Origin of the sequence: Sphingomonas echinoides ATCC 14820, from assembly GCF_000241465.1 — a bacterium.
Taxonomy (GTDB): Bacteria; Pseudomonadota; Alphaproteobacteria; order Sphingomonadales; family Sphingomonadaceae; genus Sphingomonas; species Sphingomonas echinoides.
In genome coordinates, this window is record NZ_JH584235.1 from 1,269,153 (window position 1) to 1,284,600 (window position 15,448).

Genomic DNA, 15,448 nt, shown 5'->3' on the forward strand with positions numbered 1-15,448 from the left:
TCGGGATTCAGCCTTCCTGTTGCACGACCACTGCAGGCGGGCCTTTATCCCCTGCAATCATCCGCGCAAGCAAGAGTTGCCCCGGCTCGACCTCGACCAGTCCCGACCGGCGCAAGGTTTCGACATGCACAAAAACATCCGCCGAATCCTCGTTGCGCACCAGGAACCCATAGCCTTTCAGTCGATTGAACCACTTGACCGTAACCGGCTCGAACGGGCCCGCTTTATCAAGTCCGTCCTCGCGATCCTGCGGGACCGTGGCGGAGAGCCGCAGGCGATCGAGCGGTTCGGTGGCTTCGCTCAAATCAATCGAAAGAATTTCGATCGCCTGCAAGCCGCGATCCCGTAGCGTCGCGATACATTCCAGGCGCGCGCCCTCGGGAAGGCTGCGCCGACCGTGCGGGCGCAACACAGAAAAGTGAATAAGAATATCGCCAACGCTCGGATCGTCGGCGACCAGAAAGCCGAACCCGCGCGTGATGTCGAACCATTTGAGAACCCCCGAATAGACCCGGGAAAGCGCACCGGACGACGTCGGTTCTGTCTTAGCCTGTTCTGCGCACTTCGACCTATCGGGCAACAAAATCGTTTCGTTCAGCATGCCGATACCCCCACTCGCTGGCGTAGCACCGACCGCAGGCTAGAGAAAAATCAGACAAGTTCTGTGCGAAACTCCACAGACAGGAAAGGGAATCTACCTGTTTTCGAATAATCGATCGAGGTTTTCATCCGGTGCCATCATCGCGATACGGCGCGCGAGGGTGAAATCATGACCGCCCCGGATCATCGCCGCAATGTGCTTTTCGCGCACCGTGCGATCCGCCGCCACGCGCGCGAAGGGCCCGATTCGACGACGGCGGGCGAAGGCCAGCGCGGTCTCTACCGCGCGCGTGGCAACGTCCGGCACGATTGCGGCGCGGTCCTCCTCGGCAAGGCCAGCCGCACGCAGCGCGCCCGTCACGCGGCGCATGCCCAGGCCGCGCCGCCCCATTGCCGCCGCCCGCGCCTCGCCAAAGGCGCGGTCGTCAATATAACCGAGGTCCGCCAGTTTTTGGGCAAGTGCGGCGGGATCGCCCTCCTCCCCCGCCCATCCCCGTTCCCGGATCTTGCGCGAAAGGTAGGCGACCAATCGCCCCCGTGTCGTCGCGAAGCGTTCGACATAGCGCAGCGCAAGCCGCTCCAGGGCCGCTGCATCCAAAGCTGGCGCAACGCGTATCTCTTTGGGATTTGACCGGTTACGGATGGGGTCGCGCATGACGCCATCATTGTGCCACAGTCGAACCGGATTTTGAACGCTTGGCATAAGCAGGGGTGCATGCCGAAGGAATTAGAGGCGCAGCGGCCGGGGGTCGCTGCGATCAAGGGCACAGAGACACATGACTATCGATGTTTCGGACGATCTTTTGGGCGATGCAGACGTGCGAACCGCCGCGGTGGCAACACCCAAGGCGATCGCGACACCGACCGAGGACACTCTGGCGCGCCGGTTCGCCGATTTCGACACGCTGGGTGCCGCGCTCGATTATGCGGCAAGCGGGCAACGCGGGCTGAACTTCCATGACGCGCGCGGTGCGCTGACACGGCCCTATCGCTTTGCCGAGCTGCGCGACGATGCGCTGGCGATGGCGCGCCGGCTGGTCGCGGCTGGGATCAAGCCCGCCGATCGGATTGCGATCGTCGCCGAAACCAGCCCCGAATTCGCCGCCCTGTTCTTCGGCGTTATCTATGCAGGGGCGTGGCCCGTGCCGTTGCCGCTGCCAACATCGTTTGGCGGGCGCGATTCCTATATCGAGCAGCTTCGCGTGCAATTGACGAGCTGCGATCCGGTGATGCTCATCTATCCCCCGGAACTGTCCCAAATGGCGGGCGATGCGGCGGGATTGGCCGGGGTCGCAGGCATGGACTGGTCCAGCTTTGCTACCCGCAGCGCGCCGGATGTGGCCCTGCCGCAGGCACGCGGCGACGACATCGCCTATCTGCAATATTCAAGCGGCTCGACGCGCTTCCCGCATGGCGTGGCGATCACGCACCACGCCTTGCTCAATAACCTTGCGGCGCATTCCCATGGCATGCAGGTGATTGAGAGTGACCGCTGCGTGTCGTGGCTGCCCTGGTATCACGACATGGGGCTGGTCGGCTGTTTCCTGTCGCCCGTCGCCAACCAGGTGTCGACCGATTATCTGAAGACCGAGGATTTCGCGCGCCGTCCGCTGGCATGGCTCGACATGATCAGCCGCAATCCCGGCACCTCGATAAGCTATTCGCCGACCTTCGGCTACGACATCTGTGCACGCCGCATGTCGAGCCAGACCAAGGCGTCCGAGCGTTTCGACCTGTCGCGCTGGCGGCTCGCCGGCAATGGCGCTGACATGATCCGTCCCGACGTGATGCAGGCGTTCGTCGATGCCTTTGCCGACGCCGGGTTCAAGGCGAGCGCCTTCCTGCCGAGCTACGGCCTTGCCGAGGCGACGCTGGCGGTGTCGATCATGCCGCCCACCGAAGGCATTCGCGTCGAACTGGTCGAGGAAACCCAGCTCTCGGGTGTCGCTGCGGGCGAGGACCGACCGCAGCGCTACCGCGCGATCGTCAATTGCGGCAAGCCGGTCAAGGACATGAAGGTCGCGATCCGCGAGGAGGACGGCACCCCGCTCCCCGAGCGCGCGATCGGCAAGGTGTGGTGCTCGGGCCCGTCGGTGATGGTCGGCTATTTCCGCGACGAAGCGTCGACCAATGCGTGTCTGGTCGATGGATGGCTCGACACCGGCGATATGGGCTATCTCAGCGACGGCTATGTCTACATCGTCGGCCGCGCCAAGGACATGATCATCATCAACGGCCGCAACCACTGGCCGCAGGACATTGAATGGGCGGTCGAGCAACTGCCCGGATTCAAGGCGGGCGATATCGCGGCCTTTGCGATCACCACGCCCGGCGGCGAAGAAACCCCCGCGGTTCTTGTCCAGTGCCGCAGCTCGGATGATGCCGAACGCCTGCGCCTGCGCGATGAGATCCGCGAGCGCGTGCGGTCGGTCACCGGCATGAACTGCGTGATCGAGCTGATCCCGCCGCGCACGCTGCCGCGCACCAGCTCGGGCAAGCTCAGCCGGGCCAAGGCGCGCAACCTGTATCTGAACGGCGACATCAAGCCCTACGATCTGGCGGCGTAAACCCGCGCAAAAAATTCGCGAGGCTATAACGATCCGCTAACGCTGCATGCGGTAGTGTCGCCGTCGTGAGCACCGACAGCACCTCCCAGTTCGCAACGCCGCGGATCGACGGCCGGGCGTTGCTCGGCCTGTACGACCCTGCGGATACGACCGATTGGGGGCCGATTCGCGCGGCGCAGCTTCATGCGGGCGGGCAACTGGCGCTGTTCCTGCTTGGTGCCAATGTTATCGGAGCCGCACTCGTCACACTGATTCTCGCCCATATTGCGCCGTCATGGGCGCTGGCGAGTTGGGCGACGATCGTGGCCGCTGTTTCGGTGGCGATCACCTTCCGGCGACTCGCGGCGCGCCAGCGGGCGGGCAATGCGGCGGGTTTGCGCGCCGTGCGCGATACGGTGCTGGAAGGCGTGGCGCTGGCAGCGGTGTGGTCGGTGCCGCCGCTCGCGCTCGGCATGCGGGCCGATGCCGGGACGGCGCTTGGGCTGTGGATCGTGCTCTCGCTGCTGATGACCGCGTCCGCCACCGCGATGGCCGCGCTGCCGCTGGCGACGCTCAGCTTTCTTGGCATTTTGGGATCGGCGATTGCCGCGATGCTGTTCTTTGTCGGCGGCCCGGTCTTTGCCGCGGCGGTGCTGCTGTTTACCGCGCTGTTGATGATCTGCTGCTTCAGCCGCGCGCGCGCGCTGGTGCTGATCCGCGCCGGTGAAATTTCGTTGGCGGAGCGCGACGAGACCGTTAGCCTGTTGCTGCGCGAAGCGGAAGACCATGGCGCGGACTGGCTGTGGGAAACCGATGCCGGTCGCCGCGTGGTCCGCGCATCCGCGCGCTTTGCGCATTCGGTCGGGCTCGACCCGGTCTCGATCAACGGCAAGTCGCTGCTGCAGGTGCTCGCCGGGCCAAGCTGGGAAGCCGGAAATGTCTCGGCAGGGCTGCGTCAGCTTGCCGAAAACCTGAAGGGGCGCGAGCCGTTTCGCGGTGTGCTGCTGCCGGTGCAGGTTGGCGACACCGAACGCTGGTTCGAGATCGCCGCCAACCCGCGCCATGACGAACGCGGCGCGTTTATCGGGTTTCGCGGCGTGGGATCGGACGTAACCGAAGAACGCGCATCGGCCGACAAGATCAATCGCATGGCGCGGCTCGACACGCTGACCGGCCTCCCCAATCGGCTGCTCATCAACGAAGCGCTGGTGCGCGCCATGGCGGATGCGGATAAGTGGGGCAGCCGCTGCGCCTTCATGATGATCGATCTCGATCGCTTCAAAGCCGTCAACGACACGCTCGGTCACCCGATTGGGGATCGCCTGCTCAGTCGCGTTTCGGAACGGCTCGCAAGTTTGATGACCGACAATGAAATCATCGGGCGTTTGGGCGGCGACGAATTCGCAGTCGTCGTCCGTGACGCCAGCGACACGCTGCGCCTCGAACATCTTGCCCAGGCGATCGTGGACACGCTGTCGCGTCCGTATGAAATCGACCAGCATACGCTCTACACCGGGGCCAGTGTCGGCCTGGCGACCGGACCACGCGACGGGCGGACCGCGGAAATGCTGATCCGCTCCGCCGATCTGGCGCTCTATCGCTCCAAGGACGCCGGTGGCGGCAAGTTCACCAGCTACGAACCGCAATTGCACGTCGCGGCCGAAGAGCGCCGCTTGCTCGAACAGGCGTTGCGCAAGGCGCTGAGCAATGACGAGCTCCATCTCAACTACCAGCCGGTGGTAAACGCCGACACCGGGCACCTGACCGGCTTCGAGGCGCTGGTGCGCTGGACCCACCCCGAACTGGGCGTGATTTCGCCCGCAAAATTCATCCCGCTCGCCGAAGATGCGCGGCTGATCGCGCCGATTGGCGAATGGGTCTTGCGCACCGCCTGTGCCGAAGCAGCCGGCTGGCCGGGCGAAACGCGAGTCGCGGTCAACGTGTCGCCTGAGCAATTGCACAATCCCGGCTTCGTCTCGATCGTCGCCTCGGCCTTGGCCAATAGCGGCTTGCCTGCGCACCGCCTTGAACTCGAAGTCACCGAAAGCGTGTTCATGCGCGACGACACCGGTGCCGTAAAGGTGCTGGAGCGGATTCTGGGCCTTGGCGTGCGGCTCAGCCTCGACGATTTCGGGACAGGCTATTCGTCGCTTGGCTACCTCAGCCGCACGCGCTTCTCGACCATCAAGATCGACCGGAGCTTCGTCATCGGGGCCGCCAAGGGCGTGGCCGAGCCGATCGCGATTATCCGCGCGGTCGTGGTGCTCGCGCAGAGCCTGGGCATGACCACCACCGCAGAGGGCGTCGAAACCGCCGACCAGCACCGCATGGTCCAGGATCTCGGTTGTACCAAGGTGCAAGGCTATTATTTCAGCCGCCCCCTGCCCGTGGCCGAAGCGCGCGCGCTGGCCCATCGCGAGGGTCGCGAACGCGCCGTTGCATGAGGCGTCTTGCGGACCTCGCAACCTCTCGCTAAACGGCCCGTCTGATAGGGGTGTAGCTCAGTTGGTTAGAGCGTCGGTCTCCAAAACCGAAGGCCCTCGGTTCGAGTCCGAGCTCCCCTGCCACCATCCATGCCATCGCGGCTTTGGACAATTCCCAACATCCCTGGAAATTTCGCCGCGGTAAGCGACTGATATCACGATTCGGTTTTACAATAGAATCGTGTTATACCTCCCACAACTTCGGGGGAGGTTCTTATGGCATCGGGCATCCGGACTTTCGGAATTGATGTTTCCCACTGGAACGGCAAGGTTTCGTGGGATGTGGTGCTTAAACCGGACGCGCCGGTTACGGTCCATTTCGCCTATGTAAAGGCCAGCCAACTGTATCTTGGCGCATCGGGTCACGCTGTCCATCAGAAAGACAGCGAATTTGATGAAAATTGGGCGGCGCTGAAACAACATGGGCTGAAACGCGGAGCCTATCATTATTGCATGCCCGATTTCACCGCGCAGGAAATGGCCGATCTGTTTCTGAGCGTCTATCACCCCAGCAAGGGTGATCTTCTGCCTACGCTGGATGTGGAAGATGAATATGTCCACGCCATTCAATCGGGCACCAAAACGCGCGCGCAACTGGTTGCGCAGATCGTCGAATTCGGCAAAATCCTGGTGACGGCGACGGGTCATCAGCCGTTTCTGTATATCCGCAAGGACATTGCCGATTTCCTGGGCAACCCGCCCGAATTTGCTGCGTTTCCGCTGTGGCTCGCCAATTATAACCATCCGCCGACGCCGCCGGTGCCGAAACCGTGGACCGGCTACACGCTGTGGCAATATTCCGAGCAGGGTCACCTCGCGGGGGTCCCCGGCAATTGCGATCTCGATTATCTGAACGGGCCGCCCGCGCTCCTCGACTCGCTCTTGATTTAACGCGAATCCTGCGGCGATGGCGGTTCCGATCGCTTGACCATCGCCGCCCCATTGTGAGGCGAGTTGATTTCAGCCGCCGCCCGCGCTAATACGTGTCTATTCCGAAATCGGGAATTCTCGTCATCGGGCCTTGGCAGGCCCGGACGGCGGGCCCATGTCCTGATCTTGGCCAAGAAAACATGAGTGCACAGCCCGTGGCGAAGACGACCCCCCTCGAATTCATCCGACAGGTTCAGGCCGAGACCAAGAAGGTCGTGTGGCCGACCCGGCGCGAGACGATCATGACCGGTGTGATGGTCGTCATCATGACGACGCTGCTCGGCCTGTTCTTCTTCGTGGTCGACACCGGCTTCGAGGCGATCGTCAAGCTGCTGCTCAGCCTCGCCAAATAATCTAGGTAAAACGACACATGGCACGCTGGTACATCATCCACGCTTATTCGGGTTTCGAGGGCAAGGTCCGCGATTCGATCATGGCCGAAGCGACCCGCATGGGCCTTGAGCAACTGGTCGAGCAAATCGAAGTGCCGACCGAAACGGTGACCGAGGCGCGCCGCGGCAAGAAGATCCTGGTCGAGCGCAAATTCATGCCGGGCTATGTGCTCGCCAAGCTCAACATGAATGACGACGTCTATCACCTCGTCAAGAACACCCCGAAGGTGACCGGCTTCCTTGGCCCGAACGGCAAGCCGCAGGCGATTCCGGAATCGGAAGCCGCACGGATGCTCAGCACCAAGGACGAAGCCGCCGCCGCTGCTCCCAAGCAGAAGATCAAGGTCGATTTCGAAATCGGCGATTCGGTCAAGGTGCTCGACGGCCCGTTCGCGAGCTTCAACGGCATCGTCGAAGAGCTCGATTTCGACCGCAGCCGCGTCAAGGTGTCGGTGTCGATCTTCGGTCGCGCCACCCCGGTCGAGCTGGAATTCGAGCAGGTCGAACGCAGCAAATAACCCCTTCTACCCGGACGCGGCGCACGCGCTGCCGCGTCCGGGATACAAAATGCTGGCGCGCCATGCGCCACGCTTTAGGACCGTCCTTCACGCCCGCCGATCACGGTGGCTGACCGAGAGGGACCATGTCGATCCACCCCGCCCCCACGCCCGCGCACGGCCCTACCGCCTTTTACCGCCACCTGTATTTCCAGGTGCTCACCGCGATCGTGCTGGGCGCGCTGATCGGGCATTTCTGGCCGACCACGGGCGAAGCGCTGAAGCCGCTGGGCGACGGCTTCATCAAGCTGGTGAAAATGATCATCGCGCCGGTGATCTTCCTCAGCCTGGTCAGCGGCATTGCCGGGATGCGCGAATTGAAGTCGGTCGGGCGCGTCGCGCTCAAGGCGTTCGGCTATTTCCTGTTCTTCTCGACGCTGGCGCTGATCCTCGGGCTGGTCGTCGCCAATGTCGTGCAGCCGGGCGCGGGGATGAACATCAATCCGGCGACGCTCGATGCCGGGTCGGTCGCCGATTATGCCAAGCAGGCGCACGAAACGACCTTTGTCGGCTTCCTGATGTCGATCATCCCCAACACTATGGTGTCGGCGCTGACCGAAGGGTCGATCCTGCAGACGCTGTTCGTCGCGGTATTGTTCGGCATCGCGCTGACACTGGTCGGCGAACCGGCCGAGCCAGTGCTCGATCTGATCGAGCGGCTCGCGCTGATCGTGTTCCGCATCGTCGGCATCCTGATGCGCGCGGCACCGGTCGGCGCGTTCGGCGCGATCGCCTTCACCGTCGGAAAATATGGCGCGAGCAGCCTGATCAATCTCGGCGGGCTGGTCGCGACTTTCTATTTCACCTCGATCGTATTCGTGCTGGTCATCCTGGGCGCGGTGGCGCGCCTGCACGGTTTCTCGATCCTGCGCTTGCTCGCCTATCTCAAGGCGGAATTGCTGCTGGTGCTGGGCACGTCCTCGTCCGAGGCGGCCTTGCCCAACCTGATCACCAAGCTGGAGGCGGCAGGGTGTGACAAGGGTGTGGTCGGGCTGGTGGTGCCGACCGGCTATTCGTTCAATCTCGATGGCACCAATATCTATATGACGCTGGCCGCCTTGTTCATCGCGCAGGCGTGCAACGTGCATCTGCCGATCGGCGACCAGTTGCTGCTGGTCGGCGTCGCTATGCTGAGTTCAAAGGGCGCAGCAGGGGTCACCGGCGCGGGCTTCATCACGCTCGCCGCCACGCTATCGATCGTTCCGTCGGTGCCGGTCGCGGGCATGGCGCTGATCCTGGGGGTCGATCGCTTCATGAGCGAATGCCGCAGCCTGACCAACTTCATCGGCAATGCCGTCGCGGCGATCGTCGTCGCGCGCTGGGAGGGCAAGCTCGACCGGGCCAAATTGGAGGAGACGTTGCGGGGGAACGCACCGCTCCGGCTGAAATAGACCGCACCCGCTCCCGTTCGGGCTGAGCTTGTCGAAGCCCTGCCCTCCCACTGCGGGGCCCGCGCAAGCGGAGAGCAGCCCTTCGACAGGCTCAGGGCGAACGGGAGGTGTGGTCACGCGCTCGACACACGCTCGAACCGCCCCGCGCTTGCGCCAATTCCCGCAAACGCTACGCTCGCGCTTTCCCCGCCCCCCCGAGGACCTTCCCGCATGCGCATCTTCGCCCTTCTGCTCGCCGGCACTCTTCTGACCAATGCCGCGAACGCGGCCACTCCACCGGCGGACGAAGCACTCGATCTGGCGAAGCAGGCGATCGCGCTGCGCTCGGTCAAAGGTCCCGGCAACCAGACCCCGCAAGTCGCAGCGCTCTACAAGGCGGCGCTGGTCGCGGGCGGCTTTGCCGATAAGGATGTCGAGATCGTGCCGGTCGATGACACCGCCTATCTCATCGGCACCTGGCCCGGCAGCGACCCGAAGCTCAAGCCGCTGGTCATTTCCGGGCATATGGACGTGGTCGAGGCAAAGCCCGCCGATTGGCAGCGCGACCCGTTCACCCCCGTGGTCGAAAATGGCTATCTCTACGGGCGCGGCGCGACCGACATGAAGCTGGACGGCACGATCGCCATCGCCGCGCTGAATGACCTGCGCCGCACCGGCTACAAGCCCAAACGCACGATCATCATCGAATTTTCGGGCGACGAGGAAACCGCGATGAAGACCTCGGCGCTGATCGCCGAGCGGCTGAAGAACGCCGAACTCGTGCTCAACATCGATGGCGGCGGCGGCGTGCTCGACGAGACGAGCGGCAAGCCCAAATATTGGACCTGGAACGGTGCCGAGAAAACCTATGCCGATTTCCGGCTGACCGTCACCAATCCCGGCGGCCATTCGTCGATGCCGCGCCCGGTCAATGCGATCGTCGAACTGTCCAAGGCGCTGGAAAAGGTCGGGGCCTATCACTTCGCGCCCGAACTGAGCCCACTGACGCGCGAGGCGCTGGCCAAGGCCGCGCCGTTCGAGGAACCCGAAATCGGTGCCGCGCTGAAGGCGTTCGTCGCCGACCCGACCGACAAGGCCGCGATCGCGACGCTGACTGCCAATCCGGCGACGGTGGGCAAGATCGGCACGACCTGCGTGCCGACTTTGGTCAGCGGCGGCCATGCCGAAAATGCGCTGCCGCAGCGCGCCACCGCCAATATCAACTGCCGCATCTTCCCCGGCCATAAGCCCGCCGACATCATGGCCGAGCTGGGCCGCGTGATCGATGATCCTGGCGTCAAGCTGGAGGATGTCAGCGAAGGCTCGGTCCCCAACGACGCCTCGCCGATGCGCCCCGATTTCATCGCCGCGATCGATCGCGCAATGGGCAAGGTCTATCCGGGCGTCCCCGTCTTCCCGGCCATGGCATCGGGTGCCAGCGACAGCATGTGGTTCCGCTATCACCATGTGCCGAGCTATGGTGCCAGCCCGACCTTCATCAAGCCATCCGAGGATTTCAGCCACGGTCTGAACGAACGCACGCCGATTTCGACGATCGAACCGGGAATCCGGTATTATCGGCTGCTTTTCGCCGATCTGTCGAAATAGCTTTCCAACTGCCGCTCGGCGAGGACACGCGCCTCGCCGGGGGTGAAATTGCCCGGCGACAGGCACAGTTCGAGCCATAAACCGTCGACCAATGCGGTGATCGCGATCGCCACCAGCCGACGGTCGGCGGCGGGCAGGCCGCAAGCGGCCAGCAACGCTTCGAGATCGTCGCGATACGATTGATAGAGCGCGTCATGCCGCGCGGCGATGATCGGCTTGGCCGACAGGCTCCAGAACGCGATCCACGTCGCGAACAGCGCGCGATCGGCGATCGGGGGCGCGAAACTGGCGGTGACATAGGCCGCTACCCGGTCGCGCGGGTCATCGCCCGCCGCCGCGACTGCTGCGGCCAGCGCGACATGCACCTGCTGCCCGACCGCCGCATAGGTTTCGGCGACAAGGCCATCGATCCCGGCGAAATAATGCCCGACCAACCCCGGCGACACCCCCGCCTCCAGCGCGATCGCACGCACCGATGCGCCCGTAGCACCGTCGCGCGCCAGCACGCGCGCGGTCGCCTCGATCAGCGACTGGCGGCGCGCATCGGGTTCGGCGCGGGAGAAAGCGGGTTTGCTCATGCGAAGGCCTTATTGCAGTCCGCCAATTCCTATTATACGATTGTACAACAAGCAACCGGAGCCACGCATGCCCCCCTCGGCCGATCACGATCCCGACGCCGACTGGAGCTTGCCCGGCTGGCTCTACACCGACCCCGAATATTATGCGGTCGAGATGGCGCGGGTGATCCGCCCGTCGTGGCAAATCGTCTGCCACCAGAACGATCTGGCCGAACCCGGCGCGTTCCACACGCTCGACTATCTGGGCGAGAGCATCATCGCGGTGCGCGGCGACGATGGCGTGATCCGCGCCTTCGCCAATGTCTGCCGCCACCGCGCGATGCGGCTGGTCGAGGGGCCAAGCGGCTGCGCCAAGAAGCTCGTCTGCCCCTATCACGCCTGGACCTATGAAACCGACGGGCGGCTGACCGGCGTGCCGATGCGGCGCGATTACCCCGCGCTCGATTTGGCCGAAAACGGCCTCGCGCGCGTCGATCTGGAAATCTGGCGCGGCTTCGTGTTCGTCCGGCTGGAGGGCGACGGCCCCTCGGTCGCCGAGATGATGGCCCCGTATGACGCGCAGATCGCGCCCTATCGCTTCGAGGAGATGCAGACGCTCAGCCCGGTCCGGCTGCGCGACCGCGCGGTCAATTGGAAGAATGTCGGCGACAATTATTCGGACAACCTCCACATCCCGGTGGCGCATGACGGCCTCACCCGCCTGTTCGGCAAAAGCTATGCGATCGAGGCCGAACCCTGGGTCGACAAGATGTCAGGCCGCCTCGTCGACCGCGCGTCCGACAATGTGTGGGAACGGTTCTACCAGACGCATCTGCCGCCCGTCGCGCATCTGCCCGAGGCGAACCAGCGGCTTTGGCTCTATTTCAAGCTGTGGCCCAACATGGCGTTCGATCTCTACGCCGACCAGATCGACTTCATGCAGTGGCTGCCGACCTCACCGACGACATGCGTGCTGCGCGAAATGGCGTTCGCCTTGCCCGATGACCGCCGCGAAATGAAGCTGGTGCGCTACGCCAATTGGCGCATCAACCGCGTCGTCAATGCCGAGGACACCTGGCTGATCGAGCGTGTCCAGCAGGGCATGGCCTCGCACAGCTACACCGCCGGGCCGATCGGCCAGAGCGAGGTCTGCCTGCGCAGCTTCGCGCGGAAGATCCGCGAACGGATTCCCGAAGCAAGGCTGCACCGCGCGCCTGCGGCGGGGTGGTCAAAATTCCCCTCCCGCTTGCGGGAGGGGCTAGGGGAGGGAATGAATGCGGGCGCGGGGGGTGCAAGTCCCCTCCCCCGCCCCCTCCCGCAAGCGGGAGGGGAGAAATAATGACGAAACGCTACGACGCGCTCATCATCGGCGGTGGCCATAACGGCCTGGTCTGCGCCTTTTACCTCGCCCGCGCGGGGCTGAAAGTGCGCGTGCTCGAACGCCGCCATGTCGTCGGCGGGGCGGCGGTGACCGAGGAATTCCACCCCGGCTTCCGCAATTCAACCGCCAGCTACACCGTCAGCCTGCTCCGCCCCAAGGTGATCGCCGACATGAAGCTGCACGATCGCGGCTTTCGCATCATCGAACGCACGATCAGCAATTTCTTCCCCTTCCCCGACACCTATCTGACGCTCGGCGGCGGCACCGCCCGCACGCAAGCGCAGTTCGCGCGCTTCAGCCAGAAGGACGCCGACGCCTATCCAGCGTATGACGCCGCGCTGGAAAAGGTCGCGCAAGTGCTGCGCGATCTGGCGCTAAAGACCCCGCCCAATGTCGGCGGCGGCCTCCGCGCGCTCCTCTCGGGCGCGACACAAGGCTGGCCGATCGCCAAGATGGAGATCGAGGCGCAGCGCGACCTGCTCGATGTCTTCACCAAATCCGCGCGCGATTTCCTCGACGGCTGGTTCGAGGACGACCACGTCAAATCCGCCTTCGCCTTCGATGCCGTCGTCGGCAATTACGCGGGCGTATCGACGCCGGGCAGCGCCTATGTCCTGCTCCACCACGTCTTTGGCGAAGTGAACGGCAAATATGGGGCATGGGGCCATTCGGTCGGCGGCATGGGTGCGATCACCCAGGCGATGGCGCGCGCGTGCGAAGACGCCGGCGTCGAGATCAGCCTCGAGGCCCCCGTCGCCAAACTGCTGACCGAGGGCGGCAAGGTCGCGGGCGTGCGGCTCGAATCGGGCGAGGAAATCGCCGCCACCATTGTCGCCGCCAATGTCGGCCCGGCGTTGCTGTATCGCCAGATGGTCGACTCCGCCGACATGCCCGCTGATTTCCAGCGCCGGATCCAAAGCTTCAAGACCGGCAGCGGCACCTTCCGCATGAACGTCGCTTTGTCGGAATTGCCAGATTTCACCGTCTTCCCCGGCAAGGACAAGGCCGAGCACCACACCGCCGGAATCATCATCGCGCCGGGCATGGATTATATGGACCAGGCGTTCATCGACGCGCAGCAGCATGGCTGGTCGAAAAAACCGATCGTCGAGATGAAGCTGCCGACCACGGTCGACGACAGCCTCGCCCCGCCGGGGATGCACATTGCCAGCCTGTTCTGCCAGCAATTCGACCCTAAGGTCGATTGGGACGCGCACCGCGAGGAGGTCGCCGATCTGATCATCGACACCGTGACCGAGCACGCGCCCAATTTCAAAGCCTCGGTCATCGCGCGCCAAATCCATTCCCCGCTCGATCTCGAACGCAAATTCGGGTTGATCGGCGGCGACATCTTCCACGGCACGATGGGGCTCGACCAATTATGGGCCGCGCGCCCGATGCTCGGCCACGGCGATTATCGTGGGCCGATCAAGGGGTTGTATATGTGCGGATCGGGCACGCATCCCGGCGGCGGCGTAACCGGCGCGCCGGGGCATAATGCGGCGCACGAGATTTTGCGGGATCGCAGCGTGGTGGGGCGGTTGTTCGGGTAGAACGCATCCCCCCGTCACCCCGGGCTTGTCCCGGGGTCCACGATGCCGCACGTTCTGAAGCCGTAGAACGCAAACCCCGGTGGACCCCGGGACAAGCCCGGGGTGACGAAAAGACTCAGGCTCCCGCCCCACCTCCCCCAAACCGCAACCAATAGAGCGGCAGCGCCGTCAGCATCAGCACAACGCTCGCCCCCGCCGCCTCCAGCCCAGCCCCCCACATCGCCCAACCCGCGAACCCCAGCCCGGCCACCGCCGCAACCGGCGCGATGCGCTTGGCCAAGGCGGTCAGGCACGCGCCGACATACAGCCAGATCGACGCCGCCGCCGTCAGCCGCAGCATGAAATCGAGCAAGCCGCCGAGCGAGCGCGTCGCATTGGACAGCACCAGCACGCTCGCCAATCCGGTCGCCAGCAACAGCATCGGGATCGGCACATCGCGCGCGCTGGTGCGCCCGACCCAGCGCGGCAGCAGCCCGGCGCGCGCCATCCCCAGCGGCACCTCGCCTTGCAGCAACGTCCAGCCATTGAGTGCGCCGATCGCCGCGATCGCGGCAAAGGCGGCGGTGGCAAGCCCCGCCTGATGCCCCCAGAAGCGTTCGACGAACACAGCGAAGGGGGCCTGCGCAGTGGCGACCTCGGCGGTCGGCAGTGCGAAGATGATCCCGCTGCACACCACTATGTACAGCACACCCGTCAGCCCCAGCCCGAACAGCGTCGCGCGCACGACATTGCGCGCCGGGTCACGCACGCGCTCGGCGGCGACGCTTGCCGCCTCGAACCCGACGATCGCGAAGAACGCCAGGGTCAGCGCCGGGGTCAGTTGCGACCAAGCGAAGGGCGGGTGCGCCTCGGCATGGAACGCGCCGCCACCGCTCAGCGCGACGCCAGCGAGGATCAGCACGATCGCGGCGAGCGGCAGCAGTTTGAGCAAGGTCGTCGTCACCTGAAACGCCCCCGCCAATCGCGCGCCGCCCAGATTGAGCAAGGTTATCAGCCACAACAGCACCGTCGCCGACAGCGCCTGCGCCAGCGACGTCGCGCCGAGCACGGGCACGAATTGCGCGAGATAGCGGATCGCGGTCAGCGCGATCACCGCATTGGCCGACCACACACTGACCCAATAGCTCCAGCCGACCAGCACCCCCGGCAACGGCCCCAGCCCCGCGCCGCAGATCGCCACCACGCCGGTCGCCTCGGGCATCGCCGCCGTCAGGCGCGCGAGCACCCAGGCGATCAGCAACGCGCCCCCCACCCCCACGATCCACGCGGCGATGCTCGTCCAGCCATAGGGTGCCAGTTGTGCGGGCAGCACGAAGATGCCCGATCCGATCATTCCGCCCATCACCAAGGCGGTCGCGGTCCAGAAGCCAAAGGGGCGCGGTGCCGATTCCATGCACGTCTCCCGGGATCGGGCCGACCCCCATGCCGAATGCAGCACGCCACGCGCGCCAACGCCATAGTTCCTTTTCGG

13 protein-coding genes and 1 tRNA gene are annotated in these 15,448 nt (G+C 64.6%); 10 read left to right on the forward strand and 4 right to left on the reverse strand.

Annotation, left to right across the window (positions count from 1 at the left end; all coding sequences use genetic code 11):
- Window positions 1-7: 7 nt before the first annotated feature.
- Window positions 8-601, reverse strand: coding sequence for a cold-shock protein (locus tag ON00_RS06080; protein ID WP_010404041.1), 594 nt, complete (start codon window positions 599-601; stop codon window positions 8-10).
- Between the two features lie 93 nt (window positions 602-694).
- On the reverse strand, window positions 695-1,255 hold the full coding sequence (locus tag ON00_RS06085; protein ID WP_083834069.1) for a RecX family transcriptional regulator: 561 nt from the start codon (window positions 1,253-1,255) through the stop codon (window positions 695-697).
- Between the two features lie 121 nt (window positions 1,256-1,376).
- Here ON00_RS06085 and ON00_RS06090 point away from each other — a divergent pair, with 121 nt between their 5' ends.
- The 8 genes from ON00_RS06090 to ON00_RS06125 all read left to right on the forward strand — a co-directional run bounded on the left by ON00_RS06090 (window position 1,377) and on the right by ON00_RS06125 (window position 10,486).
- The gene (locus ON00_RS06090; RefSeq protein WP_010404044.1) at window positions 1,377-3,167 is read left to right on the forward strand and encodes a fatty acyl-AMP ligase; all 1,791 of its coding nucleotides are present in this window, start codon (window positions 1,377-1,379) and stop codon (window positions 3,165-3,167) included.
- Window positions 3,168-3,232: 65 nt separating this feature from the next.
- Complete coding sequence (locus ON00_RS06095) at window positions 3,233-5,590, forward strand: putative bifunctional diguanylate cyclase/phosphodiesterase (RefSeq protein ID WP_010404045.1); 2,358 nt, start codon at window positions 3,233-3,235, stop codon at window positions 5,588-5,590.
- Between the two features lie 46 nt (window positions 5,591-5,636).
- Window positions 5,637-5,713: transfer RNA gene (locus tag ON00_RS06100), tRNA-Trp, on the forward strand.
- A gap of 132 nt (window positions 5,714-5,845) precedes the next feature.
- Window positions 5,846-6,520, forward strand: coding sequence for a glycoside hydrolase family 25 protein (locus ON00_RS06105; protein ID WP_010404046.1), 675 nt, complete (start codon window positions 5,846-5,848; stop codon window positions 6,518-6,520).
- A gap of 194 nt (window positions 6,521-6,714) precedes the next feature.
- On the forward strand, window positions 6,715-6,912 hold the full coding sequence (secE, locus tag ON00_RS06110; protein WP_029622476.1) for a preprotein translocase subunit SecE: 198 nt from the start codon (window positions 6,715-6,717) through the stop codon (window positions 6,910-6,912).
- Window positions 6,913-6,929: 17 nt separating this feature from the next.
- Window positions 6,930-7,469, forward strand: coding sequence for a transcription termination/antitermination protein NusG (gene nusG, locus ON00_RS06115; protein ID WP_010404049.1), 540 nt, complete (start codon window positions 6,930-6,932; stop codon window positions 7,467-7,469).
- Between the two features lie 125 nt (window positions 7,470-7,594).
- Window positions 7,595-8,899, forward strand: coding sequence for a dicarboxylate/amino acid:cation symporter (locus ON00_RS06120; RefSeq protein ID WP_010404050.1), 1,305 nt, complete (start codon window positions 7,595-7,597; stop codon window positions 8,897-8,899).
- A gap of 210 nt (window positions 8,900-9,109) precedes the next feature.
- Window positions 9,110-10,486 (forward strand): M20/M25/M40 family metallo-hydrolase, encoded by a 1,377-nt coding sequence (locus ON00_RS06125; protein ID WP_010404053.1) that lies wholly within the window; start codon window positions 9,110-9,112, stop codon window positions 10,484-10,486.
- On the opposite strand, the gene ON00_RS06130 is transcribed toward ON00_RS06125, so the two are convergent.
- On the reverse strand, window positions 10,453-11,064 hold the full coding sequence (locus tag ON00_RS06130; RefSeq protein WP_010404056.1) for a TetR family transcriptional regulator C-terminal domain-containing protein: 612 nt from the start codon (window positions 11,062-11,064) through the stop codon (window positions 10,453-10,455). The genes ON00_RS06125 and ON00_RS06130 overlap by 34 nt on opposite strands.
- A gap of 67 nt (window positions 11,065-11,131) precedes the next feature.
- Here ON00_RS06130 and ON00_RS06135 point away from each other — a divergent pair, with 67 nt between their 5' ends.
- Complete coding sequence (locus ON00_RS06135; protein WP_010404058.1) at window positions 11,132-12,382, forward strand: aromatic ring-hydroxylating oxygenase subunit alpha; 1,251 nt, start codon at window positions 11,132-11,134, stop codon at window positions 12,380-12,382.
- Complete coding sequence (locus ON00_RS06140; protein WP_010404060.1) at window positions 12,382-13,977, forward strand: phytoene desaturase family protein; 1,596 nt, start codon at window positions 12,382-12,384, stop codon at window positions 13,975-13,977. Before ON00_RS06135 ends, ON00_RS06140 begins: the two co-directional genes overlap by 1 nt.
- 115 nt (window positions 13,978-14,092) lie before the next feature.
- Here ON00_RS06140 and ON00_RS06145 read toward each other — a convergent pair whose 3' ends face one another.
- Window positions 14,093-15,370, reverse strand: a complete 1,278-nt coding sequence (locus ON00_RS06145; protein WP_010404061.1) for an APC family permease — start codon at window positions 15,368-15,370, stop codon at window positions 14,093-14,095.
- Window positions 15,371-15,448: the final 78 nt, after the last annotated feature.